This window comes from Mesorhizobium sp. WSM4841 (assembly GCF_055811515.1).
In genome coordinates this window covers 49249-71682 of record NZ_JBVVQC010000005.1, presented here as the reverse complement: position 1 = coordinate 71682, position 22434 = coordinate 49249, and the positions used below count along the sequence as shown (strand labels likewise).

General features: G+C 60.9%; 20 protein-coding genes. 13 read left to right on the top strand and 7 right to left on the bottom strand.

Annotation, left to right across the window (positions count from 1 at the left end; all coding sequences use genetic code 11):
- Positions 1-44: 44 nt before the first annotated feature.
- Entirely contained in the window at positions 45-803 is a 759-nt protein-coding gene (locus AC0L14_RS07725) for a lysostaphin resistance A-like protein (protein WP_473749100.1), read from the bottom strand.
- 12 nt (positions 804-815) lie between these two features.
- Positions 816-1313 (bottom strand): TetR/AcrR family transcriptional regulator C-terminal domain-containing protein, encoded by a 498-nt coding sequence (locus AC0L14_RS07720; RefSeq protein ID WP_473749099.1) that lies wholly within the window; start codon positions 1311-1313, stop codon positions 816-818.
- A 41-nt stretch (positions 1314-1354) separates the two neighbouring features.
- Between AC0L14_RS07720 and AC0L14_RS07715 the strand changes: the two genes are divergently transcribed.
- The 5 genes from AC0L14_RS07715 (at position 1355) to AC0L14_RS07695 (ending at position 7265) form a co-directional block, all read left to right on the top strand.
- Positions 1355-2308, top strand: a complete 954-nt coding sequence (locus AC0L14_RS07715; RefSeq protein WP_473488331.1) for a LysR family transcriptional regulator — start codon at positions 1355-1357, stop codon at positions 2306-2308.
- 202 nt (positions 2309-2510) lie between these two features.
- Entirely contained in the window at positions 2511-3524 is a 1014-nt protein-coding gene (locus AC0L14_RS07710; RefSeq protein ID WP_473637570.1) for an amino acid ABC transporter substrate-binding protein, read from the top strand.
- A 67-nt stretch (positions 3525-3591) separates the two neighbouring features.
- On the top strand, positions 3592-4779 hold the full coding sequence (locus AC0L14_RS07705) for an amino acid ABC transporter permease (RefSeq protein WP_473488329.1): 1188 nt from the start codon (positions 3592-3594) through the stop codon (positions 4777-4779).
- A 3-nt stretch (positions 4780-4782) separates the two neighbouring features.
- On the top strand, positions 4783-5922 hold the full coding sequence (locus AC0L14_RS07700; RefSeq protein WP_473749098.1) for an amino acid ABC transporter permease: 1140 nt from the start codon (positions 4783-4785) through the stop codon (positions 5920-5922).
- Positions 5923-6086: 164 nt separating this feature from the next.
- A complete protein-coding gene (locus tag AC0L14_RS07695) occupies positions 6087-7265 on the top strand; it encodes a MalY/PatB family protein (RefSeq protein ID WP_473526739.1) in 1179 nt (392 codons plus the stop codon).
- A gap of 50 nt (positions 7266-7315) precedes the next feature.
- On the opposite strand, the gene AC0L14_RS07690 is transcribed toward AC0L14_RS07695, so the two are convergent.
- Positions 7316-8194, bottom strand: coding sequence for a GNAT family N-acetyltransferase (locus AC0L14_RS07690; RefSeq protein ID WP_473749097.1), 879 nt, complete (start codon positions 8192-8194; stop codon positions 7316-7318).
- 242 nt (positions 8195-8436) lie between these two features.
- On the opposite strand from AC0L14_RS07690, the gene argE reads away from it, so the two are divergent.
- From argE to AC0L14_RS07665, 5 genes are all read left to right on the top strand, one after another.
- Positions 8437-9561 (top strand): acetylornithine deacetylase, encoded by a 1125-nt coding sequence (gene argE / locus AC0L14_RS07685; RefSeq protein ID WP_473749096.1) that lies wholly within the window; start codon positions 8437-8439, stop codon positions 9559-9561.
- A gap of 17 nt (positions 9562-9578) precedes the next feature.
- Positions 9579-10502: a 2-hydroxyacid dehydrogenase gene (locus AC0L14_RS07680; RefSeq protein ID WP_473526736.1), complete on the top strand. Its 924-nt coding sequence runs from the start codon at positions 9579-9581 to the stop codon at positions 10500-10502.
- A gap of 14 nt (positions 10503-10516) precedes the next feature.
- Entirely contained in the window at positions 10517-10873 is a 357-nt protein-coding gene (locus AC0L14_RS07675) for a cupin domain-containing protein (protein ID WP_292178204.1), read from the top strand.
- 177 nt (positions 10874-11050) lie between these two features.
- The gene (locus AC0L14_RS07670) at positions 11051-12094 is read left to right on the top strand and encodes a tartrate dehydrogenase (protein WP_473488322.1); all 1044 of its coding nucleotides are present in this window, start codon (positions 11051-11053) and stop codon (positions 12092-12094) included.
- 20 nt (positions 12095-12114) lie between these two features.
- A complete protein-coding gene (locus AC0L14_RS07665) occupies positions 12115-13590 on the top strand; it encodes an NAD-dependent succinate-semialdehyde dehydrogenase (protein WP_473488321.1) in 1476 nt (491 codons plus the stop codon).
- Positions 13591-13699: 109 nt separating this feature from the next.
- Here the strand turns inward: AC0L14_RS07665 and AC0L14_RS07660 are convergent, their stop codons facing one another.
- On the bottom strand, positions 13700-14389 hold the full coding sequence (locus tag AC0L14_RS07660; RefSeq protein ID WP_473749095.1) for a haloacid dehalogenase type II: 690 nt from the start codon (positions 14387-14389) through the stop codon (positions 13700-13702).
- 321 nt (positions 14390-14710) lie between these two features.
- Here AC0L14_RS07660 and AC0L14_RS07655 point away from each other — a divergent pair, with 321 nt between their 5' ends.
- Both AC0L14_RS07655 and AC0L14_RS07650 read left to right on the top strand, forming a co-directional pair.
- Positions 14711-15553, top strand: a complete 843-nt coding sequence (locus AC0L14_RS07655; protein WP_473749094.1) for a GNAT family N-acetyltransferase — start codon at positions 14711-14713, stop codon at positions 15551-15553.
- 13 nt (positions 15554-15566) lie between these two features.
- Entirely contained in the window at positions 15567-16943 is a 1377-nt protein-coding gene (locus tag AC0L14_RS07650) for an aminotransferase class III-fold pyridoxal phosphate-dependent enzyme (RefSeq protein ID WP_473749093.1), read from the top strand.
- A gap of 40 nt (positions 16944-16983) precedes the next feature.
- Here AC0L14_RS07650 and AC0L14_RS07645 read toward each other — a convergent pair whose 3' ends face one another.
- The 3 genes from AC0L14_RS07645 to AC0L14_RS07635 all read right to left on the bottom strand — a co-directional run bounded on the left by AC0L14_RS07645 (position 16984) and on the right by AC0L14_RS07635 (position 19953).
- Complete coding sequence (locus AC0L14_RS07645; protein ID WP_123145906.1) at positions 16984-17460, bottom strand: Lrp/AsnC family transcriptional regulator; 477 nt, start codon at positions 17458-17460, stop codon at positions 16984-16986.
- Between the two features lie 10 nt (positions 17461-17470).
- Positions 17471-18544, bottom strand: coding sequence for a tartrate dehydrogenase (locus tag AC0L14_RS07640; RefSeq protein WP_473749091.1), 1074 nt, complete (start codon positions 18542-18544; stop codon positions 17471-17473).
- Between the two features lie 83 nt (positions 18545-18627).
- Complete coding sequence (locus AC0L14_RS07635; RefSeq protein ID WP_473749090.1) at positions 18628-19953, bottom strand: NAD(P)/FAD-dependent oxidoreductase; 1326 nt, start codon at positions 19951-19953, stop codon at positions 18628-18630.
- Positions 19954-20736: 783 nt separating this feature from the next.
- Here AC0L14_RS07635 and AC0L14_RS07630 point away from each other — a divergent pair.
- On the top strand, positions 20737-22401 hold the full coding sequence (locus tag AC0L14_RS07630; RefSeq protein ID WP_473749089.1) for an ABC transporter ATP-binding protein: 1665 nt from the start codon (positions 20737-20739) through the stop codon (positions 22399-22401).
- Positions 22402-22434 lie beyond the last annotated feature (33 nt).

The window sequence follows — 22434 nt, the reverse complement described above, 5'->3', positions numbered from 1 at the left end:
CGACTGGATGAAGCGGCCGGCGATGCTGCAGAATGCAGATGCGGCTACCCGCCATGCGCCCGGCCAGGGTTGCCTCTCGGTAACGATTCCGCCTGCGATTTCGGCAAGAGGAACACCGCCCATGGCGCCACCGCGGTCACAACCAGCCAGACCAGTGCGAGCTGGATAAAGCTTTCGTCCGGTACCACCACAAGCTTGATCGTCCCCTGGATCACGGCATGCAGAAACGCACCCGGCCAGATCGAATTCCCCGCCCGCTCGAAGATCGCGGCCAACGGGAAGATCCGCGACAACGCCACCCCTAGTGACACTGCCGCGAGGATCGGCTCCATCGTCCAGAACATCGCGAGATGGACGAGAACGAACGGCACCGCCGCGATTGCAGCCGCCCTCCAGAAGGTCCGCCCCTCACGCAGGTGCCGGAAGAGGAACCCCCGAAACACTGTCTCTTCGGCGATCCCGCCCTGTGCAAAGATGCCGAACGCGAGCCACCACCAGCCATCGCGCAGCGAGAGCGGTAGCCCCGCGATCGCGCAATAGATTGGGATCAGTGTGATCAAGACGACGCTGCCGATCACTGTGAACCAAGTTGCTCCGCTTCGCGGCGCACCGAGGCCTAGCGCCAGCGCCGCCTCTCGCGGCACCTTCCGCGCTACCATGTACTCAACAATGAAGGCCGCAACGATCGTTAGCGTCCCGACAATGAGCCCCCATTCGCCCCGAAAACTCCGGAGCGACCACGCTGACCTGTCGAGGACGAGATAGAGGGCCAGCAATCCGGCAAAGATGAGAACCAGCCTCACCGCCGCTCCTCCTTATAACCGCAGCCTCTGAGAAAGAGGTCGGCGGCAACTTGCACTCAGGGCGTTGCTCTCACGCCGGCTCATCGGCTCGCCAAGCAGCGCTCGGATGCGCGGCAGCGAGGCCACCATCTGTACGAACAGCATAGCCGCCAGTTTCGGCTGGGGCAGGTTAGGCAGAAGCCCCTCCTCGCGCCACGCCTCGAGCGGTTCGCGGATCACCCCCGACGCGCGGTCGTGGAGCTCGATGAAAAGCCGCGAAAGTTCCGGAAACCTGAAGGCCTCGGCAAAAATCAGCCGATTGAGGCCGGCCGTCTCACGCGCCTCGGACAGCGATGCGAGCTCCTTTGCAACCCGGCGCAGAAAGTCACGTGGCGTCTCCGGGCGCTTGCCCGCGCCGACTTGCAAATCCGTAGCGATGGCAGGGCTCGCAAACGAGGCGCGCGTGACTCGTGGACGTTCTCGCCTCATGATGAAAAACCAAGGCCTTATCGGCTCTTTGAGACGGGTCATCTTTCGGTGCTGATTCATGACAAACCATTCATGGCAATCTCATGAGCTTCGATGACCTCGACCTGAATTTGCTGCGCGTATTCGACGTAATGATGCGCGAAAGAAGCGTTACGCGTACGGCATGCGAATTGGGAAGAACGCAATCTGCGATCAGTCATTCCTTATCCAGGCTGCGGCACCTTTTCGGCGACAAGCTGTTCACGCGCGATGGAGGAGTTATGAGGCCAACCCCGCGGGCGGTTGAGCTTCTGCCAGACATCTCAGCCGGATTAGCAACGATTCGAGCCTCGATTGATCGCCATCAAACTTTCGATCCCGCAACCACTCGGCGGAACTTTCGTGTCGGACTCACTGACTACCATGCGATGATAATCATACCACGTCTTCTCAGGGAGTTTTCCAGGCAGGCGCCCGGTGCCACGTTGAACATTATTCCAGCGAACGGGCTCGATATTCCGTCCTCGGTTCATCTTCGACAGATCGACTGTGCATTGACTGGAGCAGTGATCAAGGATGACCCAAGCCTGTTGAAGATCGAACTGGGCCAGGATCGTCTCTTCTGCGCAGTTTGGAGCGGCAGCCAAATCGCAAGTTCGGCGATGTCAATGGAGACATATCTGTCAGCGTCTCACTTGCAGGTTTCCGCCGATGGTGTTTCCAGCGGGCTTGCCGATGCCGCCCTCAAGGAGCTTGGTTTGCGGCGGAACGTGGTCGCGACGATATCGAATTATCTGGCACTTCCGTGGGTTTTGCGAGGCACCGAACTTGTTGCTCATTGTGGTGACGGAATCCTCCAAATCCTTGATAAAGCGAGTGAAGTGACGCTCCTTTCGCCGCCCCTGCCGATCCCAAATGTGAGCGCGTGGTTGCTCCTTCATCCGCAGATGGCCACAGACCCAGGGACGATCTGGCTCAAAGAAGTTCTCTCAAATATCTACTCTGAGTCGCAGATAAAGAAGAGAGAAATTGTTTCTGAGAGAGAACAGAGGAAATAAACAGGAGACACACGTCGCGTTGCTCCAATGAAGTGCGCTGGTATGAGAAGATGTGTCTTCAGACAGGGATTAACGGCTGAAACCCTTACGAGCGTAGCCATGTGTATGAGTGGGGCTCATATTCATCATGACGAGAATGAATTTGACCAATAATGACGCTTGCGCAACCTTGGTGCTCCACAAGAGAATAAGGGGAACCAAGATGCAGGCAATTCTCAAAGGACTGGTCGGAGCAGCTATAGGGCTCGTCGCATCCAACGCGTCCGCCGCGACGGTCGAAAATGTCAAGAAGAACGGAGTTCTGACCTGCGGAACCAACTCAGCGACAGCCGGATTCAGCCTTCCGGACAATGAGGGCAAATGGACCGGATTCGTGGTCGACTATTGCCGCGCTGTTGCCGCAGCGGTTCTGGGGGATGCGCAGAAGGTAAGGTTCATTCCGCTTACGCCGAAGGACCGCTTCACCGCCCTACAGTCGGGCGAGATCGATATACTCGCACATAACGCAACCTGGACGTCATCCCGCGACACATCTCTCGGAATACTTTTTGCGGGCACGTATTTCTACGATGGCCAGGGCTTCATGGTCCGCAAAGCAGAGAACATCGGTTCGGCCAAGGATCTGGATGGCGCGTCCATCTGCGTCACTCAGGGCACGACGACCGAGTTGAATCTCGCCGATTACTTCCGGTCGCATTCGATGTCATACTCGACCGTCGGGTTTGCTGATGAAGAAGCCGTCGTAAAGGCCTACGACGAAGGTCGCTGCGACGTCCTCTCCGCTGACACGTCCACCTTGAATGCGTCGCGCCAGCGTATGGCGAAGGCTGACGACAGCGTCGTGCTTCCCGAACTTATCTCCAAGGAGCCGCTTGGGCCTGCCGTGCGGCAGGGCGATGATCACTGGCTCAATGTGGCCAAATGGACGCTCCTTGTCATGGTAGCCGCCGAAGAGTTGGGAATAACCTCTGAGAATGTCGATGAAATGAAGTCGTCGGACAACCCGAACATTCGTCGGCTGCTCGGAGCAGAGGGCAGCCTCGGAAAGGATCTCGGGCTTGGCGATACCTGGTCCGTGGACGTTATCAAGCAGGTCGGCAACTATGGCGAAGTGTTCGATCGCAATATCGGGAAGGCCTCGCCGCTCAAGATGGAGCGCGGCCTGAACGCTCTTTGGAGTGAGGGCGGTCTCCAGTACGCCCCGCCGATCCGCTAGGCTGGGTCGGTCACGAGCCGCCGGCGATTGCGCCGGCGTCTTTCTTCACCAACACAGGAACAGGGTCATGTCCGATGTGCTGCTCGCCGCGCCCTCGCGCAGGAGCCTGTCCCTGCACGACGCCAAGGTCCGCGGCATCATCTATCAGCTTTTGCTGGCGGCCAGCCTGCTGGCTTTGGCCGTGGGCGTTGCCGTCCAGACTGCGTCGAACATGAGGGCACGCGGGATTCCGCTGTCTTTCGGCTTCTGGAACGAGGCCGCCGGCTTCGACATCAATCAGACGCTGATCCCCTACGACACGCTCTCCACCTACGGCCAAGCGTTCTGGGTGGGTGTGGTCAACACGCTCTATGTGAGTTTGCTTGGAATCGTGTTGGCCACAGTCTTGGGCTTTGTCGTCGGCATTGCCCGCCTGTCACCGAACTGGATCGTTTCAAAGGTCGCGGCTTCGTACGTCGAGATCATACGCAACATCCCGTTATTGCTGCAGCTTTTGTTCTGGTACAATGCAGTCCTGAAAGCGCTGCCTGCGCCGAGGGCGTCGATCGAACTCCCCGGCGGCGTCTATCTGAACAATCGCGGTCTCATCATTCCGGAAGTCCAGCTCTACGCAGGAGCAGGTACCGTGGGACTTGCATTCCTGGCGGCTACCATCTTCTGCGTCGCTTATTGGTCCTACGCCAGGCGCGCACAGAACCGCACCGGAAAACAGCTGCCCGTGCTGTGGGTCAGCCTCGCTGCCCTGAATGGACTGCCTCTGACCGTGTTCCTTTTGGTCGGCTCGCCGGTGTCGTTCGTGGTGCCGGAGTTGAAAGGGTTCAATTTCCGGGGTGGGCACCAGCTTTATCCGGAGTTCGCCGCCCTTCTGATCGGTCTCTCCGTCTACACCGCTTCCTTTATCGCGGAAATTGTCCGCAGCGGCATCCAGGCTGTTCCGAAAGGCCAGACCGAAGCCGCCCATGCGCTCGGGCTTGCGCCGGGCAAAACGCTTCGCCTGGTCATTGTTCCGCAGGCACTGCGCATCATCATACCGCCCCTGACTAGCCACTACCTGAACCTCACGAAGAATTCCTCACTCGCCGTGTTTATCGGCTACCCCGACCTCGTTCAGATTTTTGCGGGAACGGTGCTCAACCAAACCGGCGCCGCCGTCCAGGTGATGGCGATCACGCTGTCGGTCTATCTCGCGATTTCCCTCGTCACGTCGATTTCCATGAACGCGTTCAATCAACGTTTCGCGATCGTCGAGAGGTGATGCATGAGCGACCAGTCCCTGCATCCGCCGCTCGTTAACAGCTCGCTTCTGCCCCCGATGGCACCGCCTTGTGGAATCCGGCCGAGCCCGGCGACCTGGATCAGAAAGAACCTGTTCCCGACACCGTTCTCCGGCGCGCTGACGATCTGCTTCACGGTTCTCGCGGCATGGCTTTTGCAGCAGTTCGTGAGCTTTGCAGTCTTGGACGCAGTCTGGGCCGGCGGACAGGAAGAATGCCGCGCCAACCCTGACGGCGCCTGTTGGCCGTTCATCGTCGAGAAATTCGACTATCTCCGTTACGGGGCGTATCCCGTGTCCGAGCGCTGGCGGGTGGACCTGACGCTGGCAATCGGCGCCGTGCTGATCGTCTGGCTGATGTGGAAACAAGCGCCGCGGCGCAACCTGGCTGGGTTGCTGTTCTTTATTGTCTATCCGTTCGTCGCCTTCGTGCTGTTGAGGGGCGTCGCGTCGCTCGATCTGCCGGTCATCGATACCGTCTTGTGGGGAGGTCTGCTCATCACGCTGCTCATGTCGATCGTGGGCATTGTCTTCTCGCTGCCGCTCGGCGTGCTTCTCGCGCTTGGCCGGCGATCGCAGCTTCCCCTCGTCAGAGCAGTATGTGTCACCTTCATCGAGGTCGTGAGGGGTGTGCCGTTCATCACGGTGCTGTTCATGGCGAATTTCATGATGCCGCTCTTCGTGCCCGACTATCTGACGCCCGATCGGTTGCTGCGTCCGCTGATTGCGATAGCGCTGTTCTCGTCCGCCTACATGGCCGAGGTGGTGCGCGCAGGCCTTCAGGCGATCCCCAAGGGGCAATATGAGGCGGCAAAGGCGCTCGGCGTCAGCTATTTCACCATGATGCGTCTGATCATCCTGCCGCAGGCGCTCACGATCGTTATCCCAGGCATAGTCTCTACCTTTATCGGGCTGTTCAAGGACACGACGCTGGTAGCGATCGTCGGCATTGCGGACTTCCTGAGGGCCGTCGAAACGGCGCGAGTCGACCCGAACTGGGCTGGGCCGACGATCTCCTCGACCGGCTATCTCTTCGCCGGGCTGGTCTACTGGATCTTCTGCTTTGGAATGTCCCGCTACTCGCAGTCGATGGAGCGCGCGTTGGCGCGCGGCCACGAGAGCTAGGAAGCGGAATATGCGACAGACCGTGCTCGACAGTTTCCTGCGCAAAATCCTCAGATAGCGCTCCGAAAGTTCGAGCAGCGGCGAGCGGCAAAAACCACACCCGGAAATCAAGCAATGGCTGTGCAGATGCATCGCAATCTACGGTTGCGGAAAGAAATGTTGGAATGATCGACTTCGACAGGATCTATGATCGCCACCAATTTGGGTCAGTCAAATGGGCCAATCAGTGGGACGAATTCTCGCCTCGGGTCGAGGGCGAAGATCTGCTTTCGCTATGGACCGCGGACATGGATTTTCGCGCGCCTGAAACCGTCATCGCGCGCCTGCGAGAAGCCGCGGACCATGGTATCTATGGCTATACCCGCCGCGACCCCCGTCACTACGAGATTGTGCAATCATGGTTCGCGCGTCGGCACGACTGGTCGCCGGCACTGGAATCCCTGCTGCCGGCGCCAGCGATCATGCCGTCGGTGGCCGCGATGCTTCGGACCTTCACGAAGCCCGGGGACGGGGTGATTGTGCAGTCTCCCATCTACTCGCCTTATTTCGAAGTAATTCAGGGCAACGGAAGGAAGCTGCTGGTCAACAGGCTAAGGTTGCAGAATAACCGATACGAGCTCGACCTGGAGAACTTCGCGAAACTGGCAGCCGGGGCCAAGGCCTTCCTGTTGTGTAATCCGCACAATCCAGCTGGAAAGGCGTGGACGCACGGGGAATTGACGGCGCTGAACGATGTCTGCGAGCGCTACGGCATCCTCGTCATATCTGACGACATCCATTGCGATATCAGATTATCGGATCGCCCGCACATTGTCTTCTCGTCCCTCTCGGAGGATGCCGCGGAAAAGTCATTCATCTGCACGGCTCCAACGAAGACCTTCAATCTGGCCGGCGTGCCCTCCGCAACCGTGTCGGTGGCCAACAAGCAGCGGCGCGAGGCGCTTCTGGCCAGCATGCAGGCATCGTTCATGGTCAACGCCAACTTCTTTGGACGGCTGGCGCTAGAGATCGCCTACAGCACCGGCGCGCCGTGGCTGGATCAGCTGACGCGCTACATCGGCGGTAATGTCGATTTCGTCCTCAAGTTCGCCGAGGATCGCCTGCCGGGCATCACACCGATGCGGCCGGACGCTTCCTTCCTGGTGTGGCTGGATGCGCGCGGGCTCGATCGGAAGGTGGGAGGCGTTCAGCGGTTTTTCGTCGACCGAGCCGGAGTCAATTTGTACGATGGGCGCGTCTATGGACCCGGTGGCGAAGGCTACATTCGCCTCAATGTCGGTTGCCCTCGTCCGCTGTTGCGCAGAGGGCTCGAACGTATGTCCAGGGCGCTGGAGTCGTTGTGAGAGCCTTGAACCTGCACATCTGCTGCTTGACGGCGATAGCGTGCTTGCATTCAGCTCCAGGCGTGGCTGGCCAATCCGTAAACCCAAGGTCCGTTGCTTTCCCGGTTCAGGAACCGGCGGCCTTTGGACATTGTCGTCACGGTCTCGGCAATGCCGAGGCCGCTCTGCTGAAGGAACTCGGCAAACACGCCATCCCTCTCGCGCGTATCGACGCGCGCGAATCGACCTGCCAGCTTCTTCAGATGGACGGCGGTGAGATGGATCGCGTCCTGGTCGCTTCGAGCCACAATGGGGCCAATCACATGGCCGCGCCCGAACTCGCGACACATGGAATAGCCAACGACCTCGCCACCGCGGCTCAGAGTGGCTATCGAGGCATCCTCTGCGAGCAACGCAAGTAGCCCCGCACGATTTGTCCCAAACGCACGCGCGTCCAGCTCGGTGATCTCGCGAAGTCTGTCGCTGGGCAGCTCACTGAGTTCACCATCCAGAACTGGCATCGGCGGGAGTTTTTGTGGGGCCTCGCCCTGGCGCATGTAGACGATCGCCTCGCTCGTGAAGCCGAGTGAAATATACAGAGGATAGGCGGGATGGGTTGCATTCAGGGCCAGATTGCGATCCCCGCACTGCTCAAGTACCTGTTCCATGAGCCATCGGCCACCTCCCTGCGCCTGTGCGCGGGGCGTCGTGATCACCAGACCAATGGTGGCAAAATCGTCCCCGTGGGGAAACCACATCGCGCTTCCGAAGACGCGCCCAATTCCGTCAACGGCGACGATGCCGTGGCCGGCGCGGCGCAGTAGGTTCCAGTCCTTGGGGCGATGCGGCCAGCGGACAGAAATCGATAGTGCATGCAGCAGATCAACGTCGACATCATTGATGTCCCGCGCGACCAGTTCAAAGGATTTCAGGCGCACTGATCTCTGCATGTTAGTCGATCCGCTCCTTCAACGAATGCCCAAGGCATGCGTCTTGATCCTGGCGCCTTTAGCCATGTTTGCGACAGGCCTCATTTGCCGCAGCTTTACAGGGGAAAGCCAGCAGGTTTCGCTGATTCGAGGCGTTTTTTCGCAATCTTCAGCCAAAGCACGACGCGATTCGGCAGGGAACACTGCTGCCTACGGATAGGCTGATCGCACCCGGTGACAATGTGCAAGCAGAGCGGACCGCCATGAACGTGGAAGAAATCCTCGCGACCCTGATTGCATTTCCCTCTGTTATGGGCACGCCAAACGGCGCGATCGTCGATTGGATCCGCGACTACTGTCAGGCAGCCGGAGCCGAGGTGACGGTTCTGCCCGGTCCCGAGGGCGACCGGTCCAACCTGTTCGTCACGATCGGCCCGCGCGAGGGTCGGGGCTACATCATCTCCGGACATATGGATGTTGTGCCGGCCGGCGAGCCGGAATGGAGCTCGGATCCGTTCGTCCTGCGTCGCGAGGGCAGCAGGCTTTACGGCCGCGGCGCCACCGACATGAAGGGCTTTCTCGCCTGCGCATTGGCCGCGCTGCCGGGGCTTGCGGCGATGAAACTGCGGCAGCCAGTTCATCTCGCATTCTCCTACGATGAAGAGGCGGGGTGCCGTGGTGTGCCGCATCTTCTGGTTGCGTTGCCGATGCTATGCGAGAGGCCGCTTGGCGCGATTGTCGGCGAGCCGAGCCGGATGCAACCTGTGCGTGCGCACAAGGGGAAGGCGGCGGCGCGGCTCGAAGTGATCGGGCGATCCGGCCATTCGTCACGCCCCGATCTCGGACTCAATGCCGTGCACGCCATGGCCGGCGTCATCACGCACGCCGTGGCCTATGGCCAATCCCTCGCCGACGGACCGCTCGATCAAGATTTCGAGCCCCCATATTCTTCCTTGCAGGTGGGCGTCATCGCCGGTGGACAGGCGGTCAACATCATCGCTGGCCACTGCACTGCCGATATCGAGGTACGTGCCGTGCCGGGCGTTTCTCCAGCCTCCCTGCTTGAGCCGGTCAAGGCCGAGCTTTTTGCCCTGCGCGACAGCGGCTTCGAGGTAATTTGGCACGAGTTGAGTTCCTATCCCGCCCTTGCGCCCGCGAAGGGTAGTGAGCTAGCGGCGGTTCTGACCGAGCTGACGGGGCAGGAGCCGCTCACAGCGGTTAGTTACGGCACGGAGGCCGGGCTTTATCAGCAGGCCGGTATCGATGCGATCATTTGCGGCCCCGGCGAAATTTCCCGCGCGCATCGTCCCAATGAATACATCGAGATCGGTGAACTTGCTGCCTGCCAGAGCATGATCGAGGATCTCGGCGCGCGCCTTGCAGCATGAACTAGAGGGCGGGTTCCATGGCATTTCTTTTCAATTCCGATGCGGCGCGTGCTGCGGTGTTCCGCGAGATCTTCGCGCGCGAACTCCCGGATCTGGAATTCTTCCATTCCGGCGAGGAGATGGAGCCGGAGAATGTGCGCTATCTCATCACCTGGACAGTGCCGGACGAGATCTCGCGCTACCGCAATCTGGAAGTGCTATTTTCCATCGGAGCGGGCGTCGACCAGTTCAATCAGGACGTGGTGCCAAGCCATGTGAAGCTTGTGCGCATGGTCGAGGATGGCATCATACGCATGATGCAGGAATACGTCGCGCTTGGCGTGTTGGCGCTCCACCGGGAGATGCCCGCCTATCTCGAGCAGCAGAAAAGGTGCCTCTGGCAACCGATTGCCGCTCGGCAGGCGGCCGAACGCCGGGTCGGTTTTCTTGGTCTTGGCATGCTGGCGCAGGCGGCAATCGAGCGCCTGAAGCCGTTCCAGTTTCCGCTAGCCGGATGGAGCCGCCGCGAAAAGCGGATAGAGGGCGTTGCCTGTTTTCACGGCGCCGATCAGTTGCCCCACTTTCTAAAGCAGACGGACATTCTCGTCTGTCTGCTACCGCTGACACAGGAAACGAGCGGCATTCTCAATGGCGGGCTCTTCTCCTTGCTACCAGCCGGGGCGCAGCTGCTGCATGTCGGCAGGGGTCCGCAACTCGACCAGGCCGCGCTGATCGACGCGCTCGACACCGGTCACTTAACTGCGGCGATGCTTGATGTCACTGATCCAGAACCGCTCCCGGAAGACCATCCGCTGTGGTCGCATTCGAAGGTGATGATAACGCCGCACATTGCCTCGGTGACACAATCGCATACGGCGGCGCAATCCGCCGTGGACAACATCCGGCGCCACCGCGCCGGCAACGAACTGATCGGCCTCGTCGATCGAACGCTCGGCTACTAACCAGGAAACCTCACATGTCACTGCTGACCACGATTGACACAAATCCCGCCTTCACGCCGAAGGAGGCATTGCCGCTGCCGGAGCGGCTCATTTCTGGCACTCCATCCTTCAAGACCTGGGCGCAGGATGCCTCGAAAGGTGAGAAGGTTCTGACCGGCGTCTGGGAGGCGACCCCCGGCGAGACGCATTCGATCAAGGGCACTACCTACGAGTTCTGCCACATCATTTCGGGTGTGATCGAAATCGAGGAGAAGGCGGGCGAGACGAAGACCTACCGCGCCGGCGACAGTTTCGTGATGAAGCCCGGTTTCGTCGGCGTCTGGCGTACGATCGAGACCGTGCGCAAGATCTACGTCTGCGTTTATGACTGAGTTCAATGCCCAAGGTCCGGCCGAATAGCGCGCGCGGCGGTTCCAGAACAATCGACTTTCCAAGTTCCGCCTGACGCGATTCAACGCCGTCGGGCGGCTCATCCTCGACGGAAAATGCGGCGCGCGGTCCATTATTGTTCCGATGAAACGCTAGTGCCGGATGAGGACCTCCATCAAATGACGACCTATAAAATAGCGCTCATCCCCGGCGACGGCATCGGCAAAGACGTGACTGGGGCGGCATGGCAGGTGCTGCAGGCGGCGGCAAAACGGGGCGGTTTCGCCCTTGATGGCACAAGCTTCCCATGGTCGTGCGCCTATTACCTGGAAACCGGCGCAATGATGCCGCCAGACGGCATCGAGATACTGCGGAAATTCGATGCGATCTATCTCGGTGCTGTGGGGTGGCCCGCCGAAGTGCCCGACTCAGTATCGCTTCACGGACTGCTCCTGCCGATCCGGAAAGGGTTCACGCAGTACGCCAACATACGACCGCACAGGCTGTTGCCGGGCGTTCAGGGGCCCCTCCGATCCGATGGTTTCGACATCCTGTGCGTACGCGAGAATACGGAAGGCGAATATTCCGGTGCCGGCGGGCGCGTTCATTCCGGCACAGCCAATGAGGTCGCGATTGAGACAGCAATCTTCACGCGTGCGGGTGTCGAACGGATCATGCGTTTCGGTTTCGAACAGGCGCGGGCGCGCCGCAAGAAGCTCGCATCTGTGACCAAATCCAACGCGCAGAAACATTCCATGGTTTTCTGGGATGAGGTGACGCGCGAGATAGCGAAGGACTATCCCGATGTGGAGGTCTCGCACTACCACATCGACGCCATGGCTGCCCGCATGGTGCTGGCGCCTGACAGCCTCGACGTAATCGTCGCCTCGAACCTGTTTGGCGACATCCTCACCGATATCGGAGCGGCCATCCAGGGCGGGCTGGGTTATGCCGCCTCTGCCAATATCAATCCCGATCGCAGCGCACCTTCCATGTTCGAGCCTGTCCATGGTTCGGCACCCGATATCGCGCATCTCGGCGTCGCCAATCCGATCGCCGCGGTCTGGTCCGGTGCGATGATGCTGGAGCATCTGGGCGAGCGGCATGCTGCGGCCGAAGTGATGTCGGCGATCGAGTCCGTAACCGCGCAGGGCATAGGCACGATCGCAGGCAAGGACCGGACTGAAACAATCACGCGAGCCGTGCTTGCGGCATTGAGCTGAAAGGGCAGAGGAAAAAGACCATGAATGCGATCACGAAGATTGGCACCTTTAACGATACCGACCTGTTCCGCCAGCAGGCGTTGATTGGCGGTGTGTGGCGGGACGCGGACACAAAGGCCGTCGCCGAGGTCACCAACCCTGCCAGCCTGAATGTTCTCGGCACCGTTCCCGACATGGGGGGCGACGAGACCAGGGCCGCGATCGGCGCTGCGGCCGAGGCGTTCAGGAGTTGGAAGAAGAAGACTCATGCCGAGCGCGGGGGACTGCTGGAACGCTGGCACGACCTCATTCGCCGGCATGAACAGGATTTGGCGCTTCTGCTGACTTTGGAACAGGGTAAGCCGCTTGCCGAGGCGCTCGCGGAGATCCGCTACGGCGCGTCGTTCGTGAAATGGTTTGCGGAGGAGGCGCGCCGGATCGGTGGCTCGACCATTCCGTCACCCACTGCCGATCGCCGCATTCTGGTTCTCAAGGAAGCAGTCGGCGTCTGCGCCGTCATCACCCCGTGGAATTTTCCGAATGCGATGATCACGCGCAAGGTGGCGCCCGCACTTGCCGCCGGCTGCACGGTGGTGATCAAGCCGTCGGAGTTCACACCCTTTTCGGCGCTCGCGCTCGGCGTCCTGGCGGAGCGGGCGGGCATCCCGGCAGGCGTTATCAACATCGTAACCGGCATGCCGGCGGAGATCGGCAAAGAGCTGATGGCCAACGAAACGGTGCGCAAGATCTCCTTCACAGGTTCAACCCGCGTCGGCGCGCTTCTGATGAAGGGCGCCGCCGACGGCATCAAAAGGCTCAGCCTCGAGCTCGGCGGGAACGCGCCTTTCATCGTCTTCGATGACGCAGATCTCGATCTCGCCCTCGAAGGGGCGGTAAACTCCAAATTTCGCAATGGCGGCCAAACTTGCGTCTGTGCCAACCGCATTCTCGTGCAGGCCGGCATCTATGAGGCGTTTGCTGCCAAGCTCGCCAGCCGAGTTGCAGAGATGAAGGTTGGCGCCGGTACAGAGGAGGGCGTCGTCATCGGGCCGATGATCAATGGGGCCGCCATCGAGAAGATCGAGCGGCATGTCGCCGATGCTTTGGAGAAAGGCGCCCGGATAATTGCCCGGAGCGAAGCAGTGCCGGAAGGCAAGCAATACGCCCGGCCTATTCTGCTCGGCGACGCCACGACCGAAATGCTGCTGGCGTCGGAAGAGACGTTCGGGCCCGTTGCGCCGTTGTTCCGTTTTGAAACCGAGGAGGAAGCCATCGCGATCGCCAATGGAACACCCTTCGGCCTTGCCGCCTATTTCTACACGGAAAACCTCAAACGATCGTGGCGTGTGGCCGAGGCGCTGGAGTTCGGTATGGTCGGGCTCAACACCGGCCTGATCTCGACAGAGGTCGCTCCGTTCGGCGGTGTGAAGCAGTCGGGGCTGGGGCGCGAAGGATCGCAGCTGGGGATTGAGGAATATCTGGAGGTCAAGACGCTTCACGTCGGCGGGTTGAATTAGAGGCCTTTTCGAATCTCAAGAGCGAGACAAGCAATGAGAAAGGGGCGGCCGAACCGCCCCTTTCTCATTCGATACTTCGGATGCCGCGATGGCCGGAGGCCCGCCAGCCTCAAGCAACTTCCCGAACGGGCTCCAGTCCGACGGCGGCGGCCAGTCCTCCGATATCCTTGATCTCGGTGTATTCGTAGAAGGGGTTCGCGGGCTCGTGGCCGCGATTCACCCAGACCTTGCTCTTGATACCGAGATCATAGGCGGTCATGAGATCGTAGCGGAATGAGGACGACACATGAGTAATGTCCTCAGGGCCGCAGCCGAGCTTGTCGAGCATGTATTCAAAGCCCTTCATCAGCGGCTTATAGGCGCCAACCTCTTCGGCGGTGATGACGGTGTGAAAGGGCGCGCCGAGCTTTTCCACATTCGACATGATCAGGCTGTTCATGGAGTTGGACAGGATCACCAGTGGGATTTCCTTGGCCGCTCTGGACAGGCCAGCCGGGACGTCGGGGTGCGGACCCCAGGTTGGCACTTCGTCATAGATGCGTTGGGCATCTTCGGGTTTGAACTGGATACCGATGCGCTTGCAGCTGCGTTCGATGGAATTCTGCACCACCTCGAGGAAGGGTTTCCATGGCCCCAGCACCTCGTCAAGGCGATAGCCTCTAAAAGCCTCCACGAAGCTGGCCATTGCCTCTGGGGAGAGGCGCTCGCCGTAGACGCGCCGCGCCGCACCGGCCATATCGAAATTGGTGAGCGTGCCGTAGCAGTCGAAGGTGATATATTTCGGTCTGAACGTCGACATGGCGACCATCCTCCTAGTTTTCTCGGCACAGCGTGCCTGTACCACGATCACCATAGTCGGAGATCTGGAAGACTAACGGCCGCATTCGCTGCGACCTGAAGCAGATCGTTTCGTATTGCATCGCCGGTTTGGCAGAGAGTTGCGCCACGTGTCCTTTCGAGCTTTGGGAGCAGCGCGGCCTGTCGGCCATGCTTCGGCAGAAGATGCGGCGCGAGCGGCGAAGGATAGTGAAAACGCGTCGCGCATGGCTGCCGGTCGGGAGGAACTGCTGTCTTTGGTGGTCTACCGTTAGCACCTGAAGACGAAGGCCGGAAATTCATCATGACCACACAACAGATCATCCTTGAAGAGATGACACCGGGGCACCTGGAAGGTGCTGTCGAGTTGTCTCGCCAAGTTAGATGGCCGCATCGCCGCGAGGATTGGGAGCTGGTCCAGTCGGTCAGCCGGGGGATCGTCGCTCTGGAAGAAGAACGCGTGGTGGCGACCATCATGATGACCCCCTACGGCGACGATGCCGCCGCCATCAACATGGTGATCGTCGATGCGGCCATGCGCGGCCGCGGGCTCGGCCGAAAGATGATGGAAGAGGCGCTTGCCAAGGCGGGTGAGCGCACCTGTTGCCTGGCGGCGACACGGGAAGGTCTGCCGCTCTATGAGAAGTTGGGCTTCGTCACGAGTGGCGAGATCGAACAGCATCAGGGCGAGGCATTGCCTGTTTCCGCACCGGCCCGTGTATCCTGGGCCGAGAGCGGCGATCTTGCCCGCCTCGGGGTGCTGGATCGCGAGGCATTTGGCCATGACCGTTCGGCGCTGATGAAGCTGCTTCGCGAGCGCGCGAAGTTCGCTGTCATTCGCGATGAAGGCGATACCCAGGCCTTTTCCGCCATCCGGCCATTCGGCCGGGGGCTGGTCATTGGGCCGGTGGTGGCGAGAAACGGTACCGAGGCCAAAGCCCTGATCGACTTTCTGCTCGCCCATCATCAGGGCCAGTTCGTCCGTGTCGATACCGACGTTTCAACGGATCTTGCTGAATGGCTCACCGGGCGCGGGCTCGCGCCCGTCGGCGGTGGGATCACGATGCGACGCTCCATGGCCACGCCCAAAGAAAGCAAGCCCGTGCATCACCGCACATATGCGTTGGTCAGTCAGGCACTCGGTTGAATCGGAGGAAGAAATGCTGGCAAACTCACTGATCGAACTCGATCGCGCGCATCTGGTTCACCCGTTTTCATGCTATCGGAGCCACGAGGAAACCGGTGTGCGGGTGCTCAAATCCGCCAAGGGCGCGATGGTGACCGATGCAAGCGGGAAAACGCTGCTGGACGGATTCGCGGGTCTATGGTGTGTAAACATCGGATACGGGCAGGAAAGCGTCGTTGAGGCAGCGGCCAAGCAGCTAAGAGAGCTTCCCTATGCGACGGGATACTTCGGGCTGGGGTCCGAGCCCGCCATTCGTCTTGCTGCCAGACTTGCCGAACTGGCGCCCGGCGATCTGAACCATGTCTATTTCACGCTGGGCGGTTCCGACGCAGTCGACAGCACGATCCGTTTCATCCGCTACTACTACCATGCCAAGGGTACGCCGCAAAAGGACCAGTTCATCTCGGTCGAGTATGGCTACCACGGATCCTCGACGGCAGGGTCCGGTCTGACCGCGATCCCCGCTTTCCATGCGGGCTTCGGCGTGCCTTACGACTGGCAGCACAAGATTCCCTCGCACTACGCCTATCGCAATCCGGTCGGTTCCGATCCGCAGACGATTATCGACGCATCGGTCGCGGCCCTGCGCGCCAAGATCGCGGAACTCGGCGCGGACCGCGTTGCGGCCTTCTACGCCGAACCCATTCAGGGTTCGGGCGGTGTCCTCGTTCCACCGACAGGCTGGCTGAAGGCCCTGCACGCCGTGTGCAAGGAACACGACATTCTGTTCGTTGCCGACGAAGTCATCACTGCCTTTGGCCGCACCGGTCCGCTCTTCGCCTGTGAAGAGGACGATGTGGTGCCGGATTTCATAACCACGGCGAAGGGACTGACCTCGGGCTACGTGCCGATGGGCGCAGTCTTCATGTCGGACCATGTCTACAATACGATCGCGGACGGAGCCGGCAAAGCGCCTGTCGGCCATGGCTACACCTATTCAGCCCATCCTGTGAGCGCGGCGGTGGGGCTGGAATGCCTGCGTCTCTACGAAGAGGGCTTGCTCGAGAACGGGCGGAAGGCCGGGAAGCGCTTGATGGAAGGCCTTCGCTCGCTCGCCGACCACCCGCTGGTTGGCGATATTCGCGGTCGCGGCATGCTGGCCGCGGTCGAGTTGGTCACTGACAAGGAGCGCAAGACGCCGCTGCCGGCGGCAGCCGATCCGGGTCGCCGTATTTTCGACCGCGCATGGGCGAACGGCCTCATCATCCGCGCCTTCAACAGCGGCATCCTGGGCTATGCGCCGCCGTTGTGCTGCACGGAGGACGATATCGATGGAATCCTCGAACGCACGCGGATGACGCTGGACCACACCCTCGAAGACAAGGACGTGCGGGCAGCAATGAAAAGATGATCGTCCAGACTGCCGCCGCATGCGCGGGGCAGCCTCTTCCTCATCTGCCGAATATGGCGTCGAGCGGCAGGTGAGATTTCACGATAGGGGATTTCAGCACGACGAAGCTGAAATATTTGTCGATGCCGATGTCCATTTCGACAAGGCGCTCCATGACCGTCTGGTATTCGGTGATTCCCGCTGTGACAAACTTCACCAGGTAGTCGTAGCCGCCTGAAACAAGATGGCATTCGATGACGGAATCGATCTTCTCGACAGTGGCAAGAAACCGCGCGAAGTCGTTCTGCCGATGGTTCCTGAGCGTGATCTCGGTGAAGACCGTCAACGTCTGCCCGAGCTTGGAGACATCGATCTGGGCGGAATAACCGGTGATGAAGCCTTCCGCCTGAAGCTTCTTGACCCGCATCAGGCAGGGGCTCGGTGACAGATACACCAGCTCGGCAAGCTCGACGTTGGATATCCGCCCGTTCTTTTGCAGCTCGGAGAGAATTTTGATGTCGATCTTGTCGAGCTTCATCAGAAACCTGTCACACGTTCGAACCGCGGATCGTCCGGCAAACGGCGTCCGTTACTTCCTGCGTGGTCGCGGTGCCACCAACGTCCGGCGTCAGCACGCCTTCCCTTGTCACCGATTCCACAGCGCGCATCAGCCGGTCGGCCGCTTCGCTTTCCCCCAGATGGTCGAGCATCTGGGCGGCGGTCCAGAAGGTGGCGACAGGGTTGGCGATACCTTTGCCGGCAATGTCGAACGCCGAGCCGTGGATAGGCTCGAACATCGAGGGATGGCGCCGCTCGGGATCAATATTGGCGGTCGGTGCTACGCCGAGACTGCCCCCAAGCGCGCCTGCAAGGTCCGACAATATGTCGGCGTGAAGATTGGTGGCGACGATCGTATCGAGGCTCCGTGGTTTCAGCGTCATACGCGTCGTCATAGCATCGACCAGCATCTTGTCCCACGTGACGTCCGGGAATTCCCGTGCCACCTCGGCGGCGATTTCGTCCCACATTACCATGCCGTGCCGCTGCGCGTTGGATTTCGTAACAACTGTCAGGAGCTTTCGCGGCCGTGACTGCGCCAGCCGGAATGCATAGCGCATTATGCGGGTGACGCCGACGCGCGTGAAGATCGCGACCTCGGTTCCGACTTCCTCGGGAAGGCCGCGATGGGCGCGGCCGCCGTGGCCCGAATACTCGCCCTCGGAATTCTCCCGCACGATCACCCAATCCAGATCGCCAGGGCCAACGCCCGCCAGCGGCGAAGCAATGCCCGGCAATATCCTGGTCGGCCGCACGTTCGCGTACTGATCAAAGCCTTGGCAAATCGGCAGCCGGAGGCCCCAGAGAGTGATGTCGTCGGGCACATCGGGAGCACCGACCGCGCCAAAGAAGATAGCGTCGAAACGCTTCAGCTGCGTCACACCGTCCTCGGGCATCATCCGACCATGGGCCTTGTAGTAGTCTGAGCCCCAGTCGAAGTGCTGGACGCGCAGCTTGAAGTCGCCGCAGCGCTCTTCAAGTGTCTCAAGCGCCTGGAGACCGGCGGCAATGACCTCTGGGCCGATCCCGTCGGCCGGAATGGCGGCAATCTCATATACGCGCATCGTCACTTTCCCTGTTTTCGAGCTGGCCGCCTCGCGGCCTCGATCTCGTGTGCGACCGGTTGGACGTTGGCAAATCGGTCTTCTTAGAATTCAGCGACCTTGCCCCACGCAGCGGTCTTCAGACGCTCCGGCCTATAGGGACGCGGATCGACGATCGGCTCGCTGCCGGTGATGATGTCGGCGATCATATGCCCGGCGCCGGGGCCGATCCCGAAGCCGTGGCCGCTAAATCCCGCCGCCAGGATGAAGCCCGGAATCCCCTCGATTTCACCGACTGCCGGGATGCCATCGGGCGTGCTGTCGACATAGCCCGCCCAAGCATGAGAAATCGCGGTGCGCTGGAGTTCGGGCAGCAATTCGCAGGCTCTTTGATATGTCAGGCGAATCTGCCTCATGTCAGGTTTGGGGTCGAGAATCCGATTCCGTTCCATTGGTGTCACGTCGTCAAGTACCCATTTCCTCAGGCTTTCATGACCTTGACGCCAGCCCTCGAACGCTCCCGGGGCCAGACCGCGCCAGCGGCGGGCGAACATGGGCACGAACTCGCGGCTGAACCTGAGCTGCTGCGGCGTTGGATCGACGCGCGCCCGCCCGCTGATCGCCAGCGCGTATCCACCGTTGCCGCGCCGCGTCAGCGAGACGCGCGCGGTATGCAGGGCATCCGGCAGGCCATTTGCGCCCGGCGCTACGGCTAGAATGGACTGACGCACGGCAGCTTGCGGGAAACGAATACCAAGCTGGTTGCAGAAGGAAGAAGCCCACGCGCCTCCGGCCATGACCACGGTCGTTGTCCGGATGGTTCCCGCTTCTGTAACGACACCGCTGACCCGGCCGGCGCTCAACTCTATGCCGCGAGCCGCGCAGTATTGATGTACCGTGCCGCCGGCCGCCATGATGCCGCGCGCGGCAACGGGCACCGCCTTTGAAGGATCCGCCGTTCCGTCAGTTGGCGAGAACACGCCGCCCTTCCATTTGCGGCCGGTCGCCTTGCCCCGTTCGGTGGCTTCTTCCGCGCTCAGCATATGTGTCGTGACGCCGACCGTCCTTGCAAAATCGCGCCACTTTGCCCAACCTGCGAGTTCATCGTCGTTCTGCGAGAGATAGAGCAGCCCGCAACGGCGAAAGCCGGTGTCTTCGCCAGTCTCCTGCGCCACTTTTTCCCAGAGATCGAGGCTCTTGGTTGCCATCGGCAACTCGCGCGCGTCACGGTTCTGCTGGCGGCACCAGCCCCAGTTGCGGCTGGACTGTTCGGCGGCAACGCGCCCCTTCTCCAGCAGGGCAACGCTGACACCGCGGCGTGCGAGATAATATGCCGTGAATACGCCTACCACGCCGCCGCCGATGACGACGACGTCCGCCTCGCGAGGCAGGGAAGGGCTGGCATCGATGTGCATGAGCGGCGCGGGCATGGATGGGGACTCCGGTAATTTGAAGCATCCTAACCTGCCGCCTGCAGAGGCAGGCTGCGAAGTTTGTGCCTGGACGGAATATCGTGCGGCCAGCGGCCCCTAGGACGGGCAATTGTTCGGAGAAAAGCTCGCTGTCACCGGGGCAAGCAGGAGTACACTTCATACAGTCGCGTCATCCAAGGCATGGCTACTCACAGCGCGACGCACAGTTGCCGACCCTGATCGGCAGTGCCTTGGCCGACATTGCGATGGGCCGCACCGACACTGATCCGCTCGACCGAATTCTGGCACAGGGTGCCGACGCACGCCGGAAGCCCTGATTCCTGCCCGTCGTGGGGCCTATTACCGCATGAAGGATATGGTTGCCTGATCATGTCGCGGACGCCGAACAGCTGCAGAGTGAAATGCCGAACTGGACGTTCTTTTCAGAAGTTCCTGCCGCGCGAGGGCCAAGTTTCGATGACTCTGCGGAAACAAAACAGTCAAACTGGCTGAAAGAACGGAGCAGCCCTTCCTTATGGCAGGCAAGCTCCAGAGGACTTCCGATAGGCTGGCTTACGCCTTCGGAGATTTCTCCAAGAAAAGGGAACAGTGTCCGGTACACGGACCGGATTTCATCAAGGGAGCCGCCAGGATGAGCAGAATCCGTTTCTCGCAGCCTCAGGGCGCGAAGCGCCGAGATGGCCAGACGACGGCCGCTACAGTGAGGCGCTTCTGCTCAAAGGGCGATGATGCGGTCCGCAATAGCGTGGACCCGCTCGGTTGAAAGGGGAGGTGATCTCGATGATCGCAAGCATTCAGGCCGTAGCCCCCCACGATGTGGCGCTTTCGATACGCGACCTCACGGTGAATTTGCCGGAAGGCATGGAACGGACCCATGCCGTCGAGAACATCTCCTTTGATCTGAAGCGCGGACAGATCCTGTGCATCATCGGCGAATCCGGATCGGGAAAGTCTGTCACAGCCAATGCGATCATGGGGCTTCTGCCCAAGGTGATCCGGGTCTCCTCGGGCGCCATCCAGCTGGATGGGATGAACATCATAGGCCTGTCGCCCGACAAGCTGCGCAGCTTACGCGGCCGGGTTGTCTCGATGATTTTCCAGGATCCACTCTCGGCACTCAACCCGCTGATGACGGTGGGGGCGCAGATCGACGAAGTCATGGCGGCGCATGGCGTCGGCACTCCGAAATCCCGTCGCGGCCGCGCTGTCGAGTTGCTGACCGAGGTGGGGCTGCCCGACCCCGAACTCATGTATCATCAGTATCCGTTCCGGCTTTCTGGCGGGCAGCGGCAGCGGGTTATGATCGCCATGGCGTTGGCACTCGAGCCGACGATCCTGATTGCGGATGAACCGACGACCGCGCTCGACGTGACCACCCAGGCACAGATTCTGGACCTGATCCGCGACATTCAGCGCCGCAAGGGAATGAGCGTCATGTTCATCACCCACGACTTCGGGGTGGTGGCCGAGATCGCAGACAGTGTCGTCGTGATGGAGAAGGGCCACATCGTCGAACAGGGTAGCGCCCAACAGGTCCTGAAGTCGCCGGGCCATCCCTACACCCGGCGCCTTATCGCAGCCGTCCCGCACCTGACCGGTGAGGACCGCGTTCCTCTGGAGACGGCCGACAAGGCGCCGATCCTGAAGGTCGAAGGCCTGGTGAAGACCTACCGCAGCGGCAGTTCCCTGTTCAGCGCGCAGCGCGTCGTGCCCGCGGTCAACGAGGTGTCGTTCGATCTGGCGCCTGGACGCACGCTGGGCGTTGTGGGCGAAAGCGGTTCCGGCAAATCGTCGCTTGGCCGGCTTTTGATCAAGCTGCTGGACAGCGACGGCGGCGGGATTCTGTTCGAGGGCCGCGACATCGCCAAGCTTTCCGAAGCCGAATTCCGCCCGCTGCGGCCGCGGGTTCAGATGATCTTCCAGGATCCCTTCGCCTCGCTCAACCCGCGCTCGACGATCGGCCACATCCTGACCGTTGGCCCAGTCGCGCACGGGACGCCCTATGCCCAGGCGCGTGATGAGGCGAAGGCGCTCCTGGCCCATGTCGGACTCGATGCCGGCGCCTTTGGCCGCTTTCCGCATGAATTTTCCGGTGGGCAGCGCCAGCGCATAGGTATCGCTCGGGCACTGATGTTCAAGCCAAAGCTGCTGATCGCCGATGAAGCTGTGTCGGCGCTGGACGTGTCGATCCAGGCCCAGATCCTGCAGCTGCTCGACCAGATCCAGCGGGAGACCGGCGTGTCGATGATCTTCATCACCCACGACCTGCGCGTCGCCAGCCAGATCTGCGACGAGATCGCGGTGATGCAGAAAGGGCGGATCGTCGAACGGGGACCGCCCTCGCAAATCTTCCTCGACCCGCAATCAGCCTACACGCGTGAGCTGGTGGCGGCGATTCCTGGAGAGCAGCCGGGATCTACCCGTCCGGTTGCAGCAAATGGGTAAGAGCCACGGCGGATACCGCCAGAACAAGGGGAA

What these genes read in the sequence shown, in the direction of transcription:
- AC0L14_RS07720 (WP_473749099.1), bottom strand. Translation starts at nt 1,313, where the DNA reads ATGACCCGTCTCAAAGAGCCGATAAGGCCTTGGTTTTTCATCATGAGG.
- AC0L14_RS07715 (WP_473488331.1), top strand. Translation starts at nt 1,355, where the DNA reads ATGAGCTTCGATGACCTCGACCTGAATTTGCTGCGCGTATTCGACGTA.
- AC0L14_RS07710 (WP_473637570.1), top strand. Translation starts at nt 2,511, where the DNA reads ATGCAGGCAATTCTCAAAGGACTGGTCGGAGCAGCTATAGGGCTCGTC.
- AC0L14_RS07705 (WP_473488329.1), top strand. Translation starts at nt 3,592, where the DNA reads ATGTCCGATGTGCTGCTCGCCGCGCCCTCGCGCAGGAGCCTGTCCCTG.
- AC0L14_RS07700 (WP_473749098.1), top strand. Translation starts at nt 4,783, where the DNA reads ATGAGCGACCAGTCCCTGCATCCGCCGCTCGTTAACAGCTCGCTTCTG.
- AC0L14_RS07695 (WP_473526739.1), top strand. Translation starts at nt 6,087, where the DNA reads ATGATCGACTTCGACAGGATCTATGATCGCCACCAATTTGGGTCAGTC.
- AC0L14_RS07690 (WP_473749097.1), bottom strand. Translation starts at nt 8,194, where the DNA reads ATGCAGAGATCAGTGCGCCTGAAATCCTTTGAACTGGTCGCGCGGGAC.
- argE (WP_473749096.1), top strand. Translation starts at nt 8,437, where the DNA reads ATGAACGTGGAAGAAATCCTCGCGACCCTGATTGCATTTCCCTCTGTT.
- AC0L14_RS07680 (WP_473526736.1), top strand. Translation starts at nt 9,579, where the DNA reads ATGGCATTTCTTTTCAATTCCGATGCGGCGCGTGCTGCGGTGTTCCGC.
- AC0L14_RS07675 (WP_292178204.1), top strand. Translation starts at nt 10,517, where the DNA reads ATGTCACTGCTGACCACGATTGACACAAATCCCGCCTTCACGCCGAAG.
- AC0L14_RS07670 (WP_473488322.1), top strand. Translation starts at nt 11,051, where the DNA reads ATGACGACCTATAAAATAGCGCTCATCCCCGGCGACGGCATCGGCAAA.
- AC0L14_RS07665 (WP_473488321.1), top strand. Translation starts at nt 12,115, where the DNA reads ATGAATGCGATCACGAAGATTGGCACCTTTAACGATACCGACCTGTTC.
- AC0L14_RS07660 (WP_473749095.1), bottom strand. Translation starts at nt 14,389, where the DNA reads ATGTCGACGTTCAGACCGAAATATATCACCTTCGACTGCTACGGCACG.
- AC0L14_RS07655 (WP_473749094.1), top strand. Translation starts at nt 14,711, where the DNA reads ATGACCACACAACAGATCATCCTTGAAGAGATGACACCGGGGCACCTG.
- AC0L14_RS07650 (WP_473749093.1), top strand. Translation starts at nt 15,567, where the DNA reads ATGCTGGCAAACTCACTGATCGAACTCGATCGCGCGCATCTGGTTCAC.
- AC0L14_RS07645 (WP_123145906.1), bottom strand. Translation starts at nt 17,460, where the DNA reads ATGAAGCTCGACAAGATCGACATCAAAATTCTCTCCGAGCTGCAAAAG.
- AC0L14_RS07640 (WP_473749091.1), bottom strand. Translation starts at nt 18,544, where the DNA reads ATGCGCGTATATGAGATTGCCGCCATTCCGGCCGACGGGATCGGCCCA.
- AC0L14_RS07635 (WP_473749090.1), bottom strand. Translation starts at nt 19,953, where the DNA reads ATGCCCGCGCCGCTCATGCACATCGATGCCAGCCCTTCCCTGCCTCGC.
- AC0L14_RS07630 (WP_473749089.1), top strand. Translation starts at nt 20,737, where the DNA reads ATGATCGCAAGCATTCAGGCCGTAGCCCCCCACGATGTGGCGCTTTCG.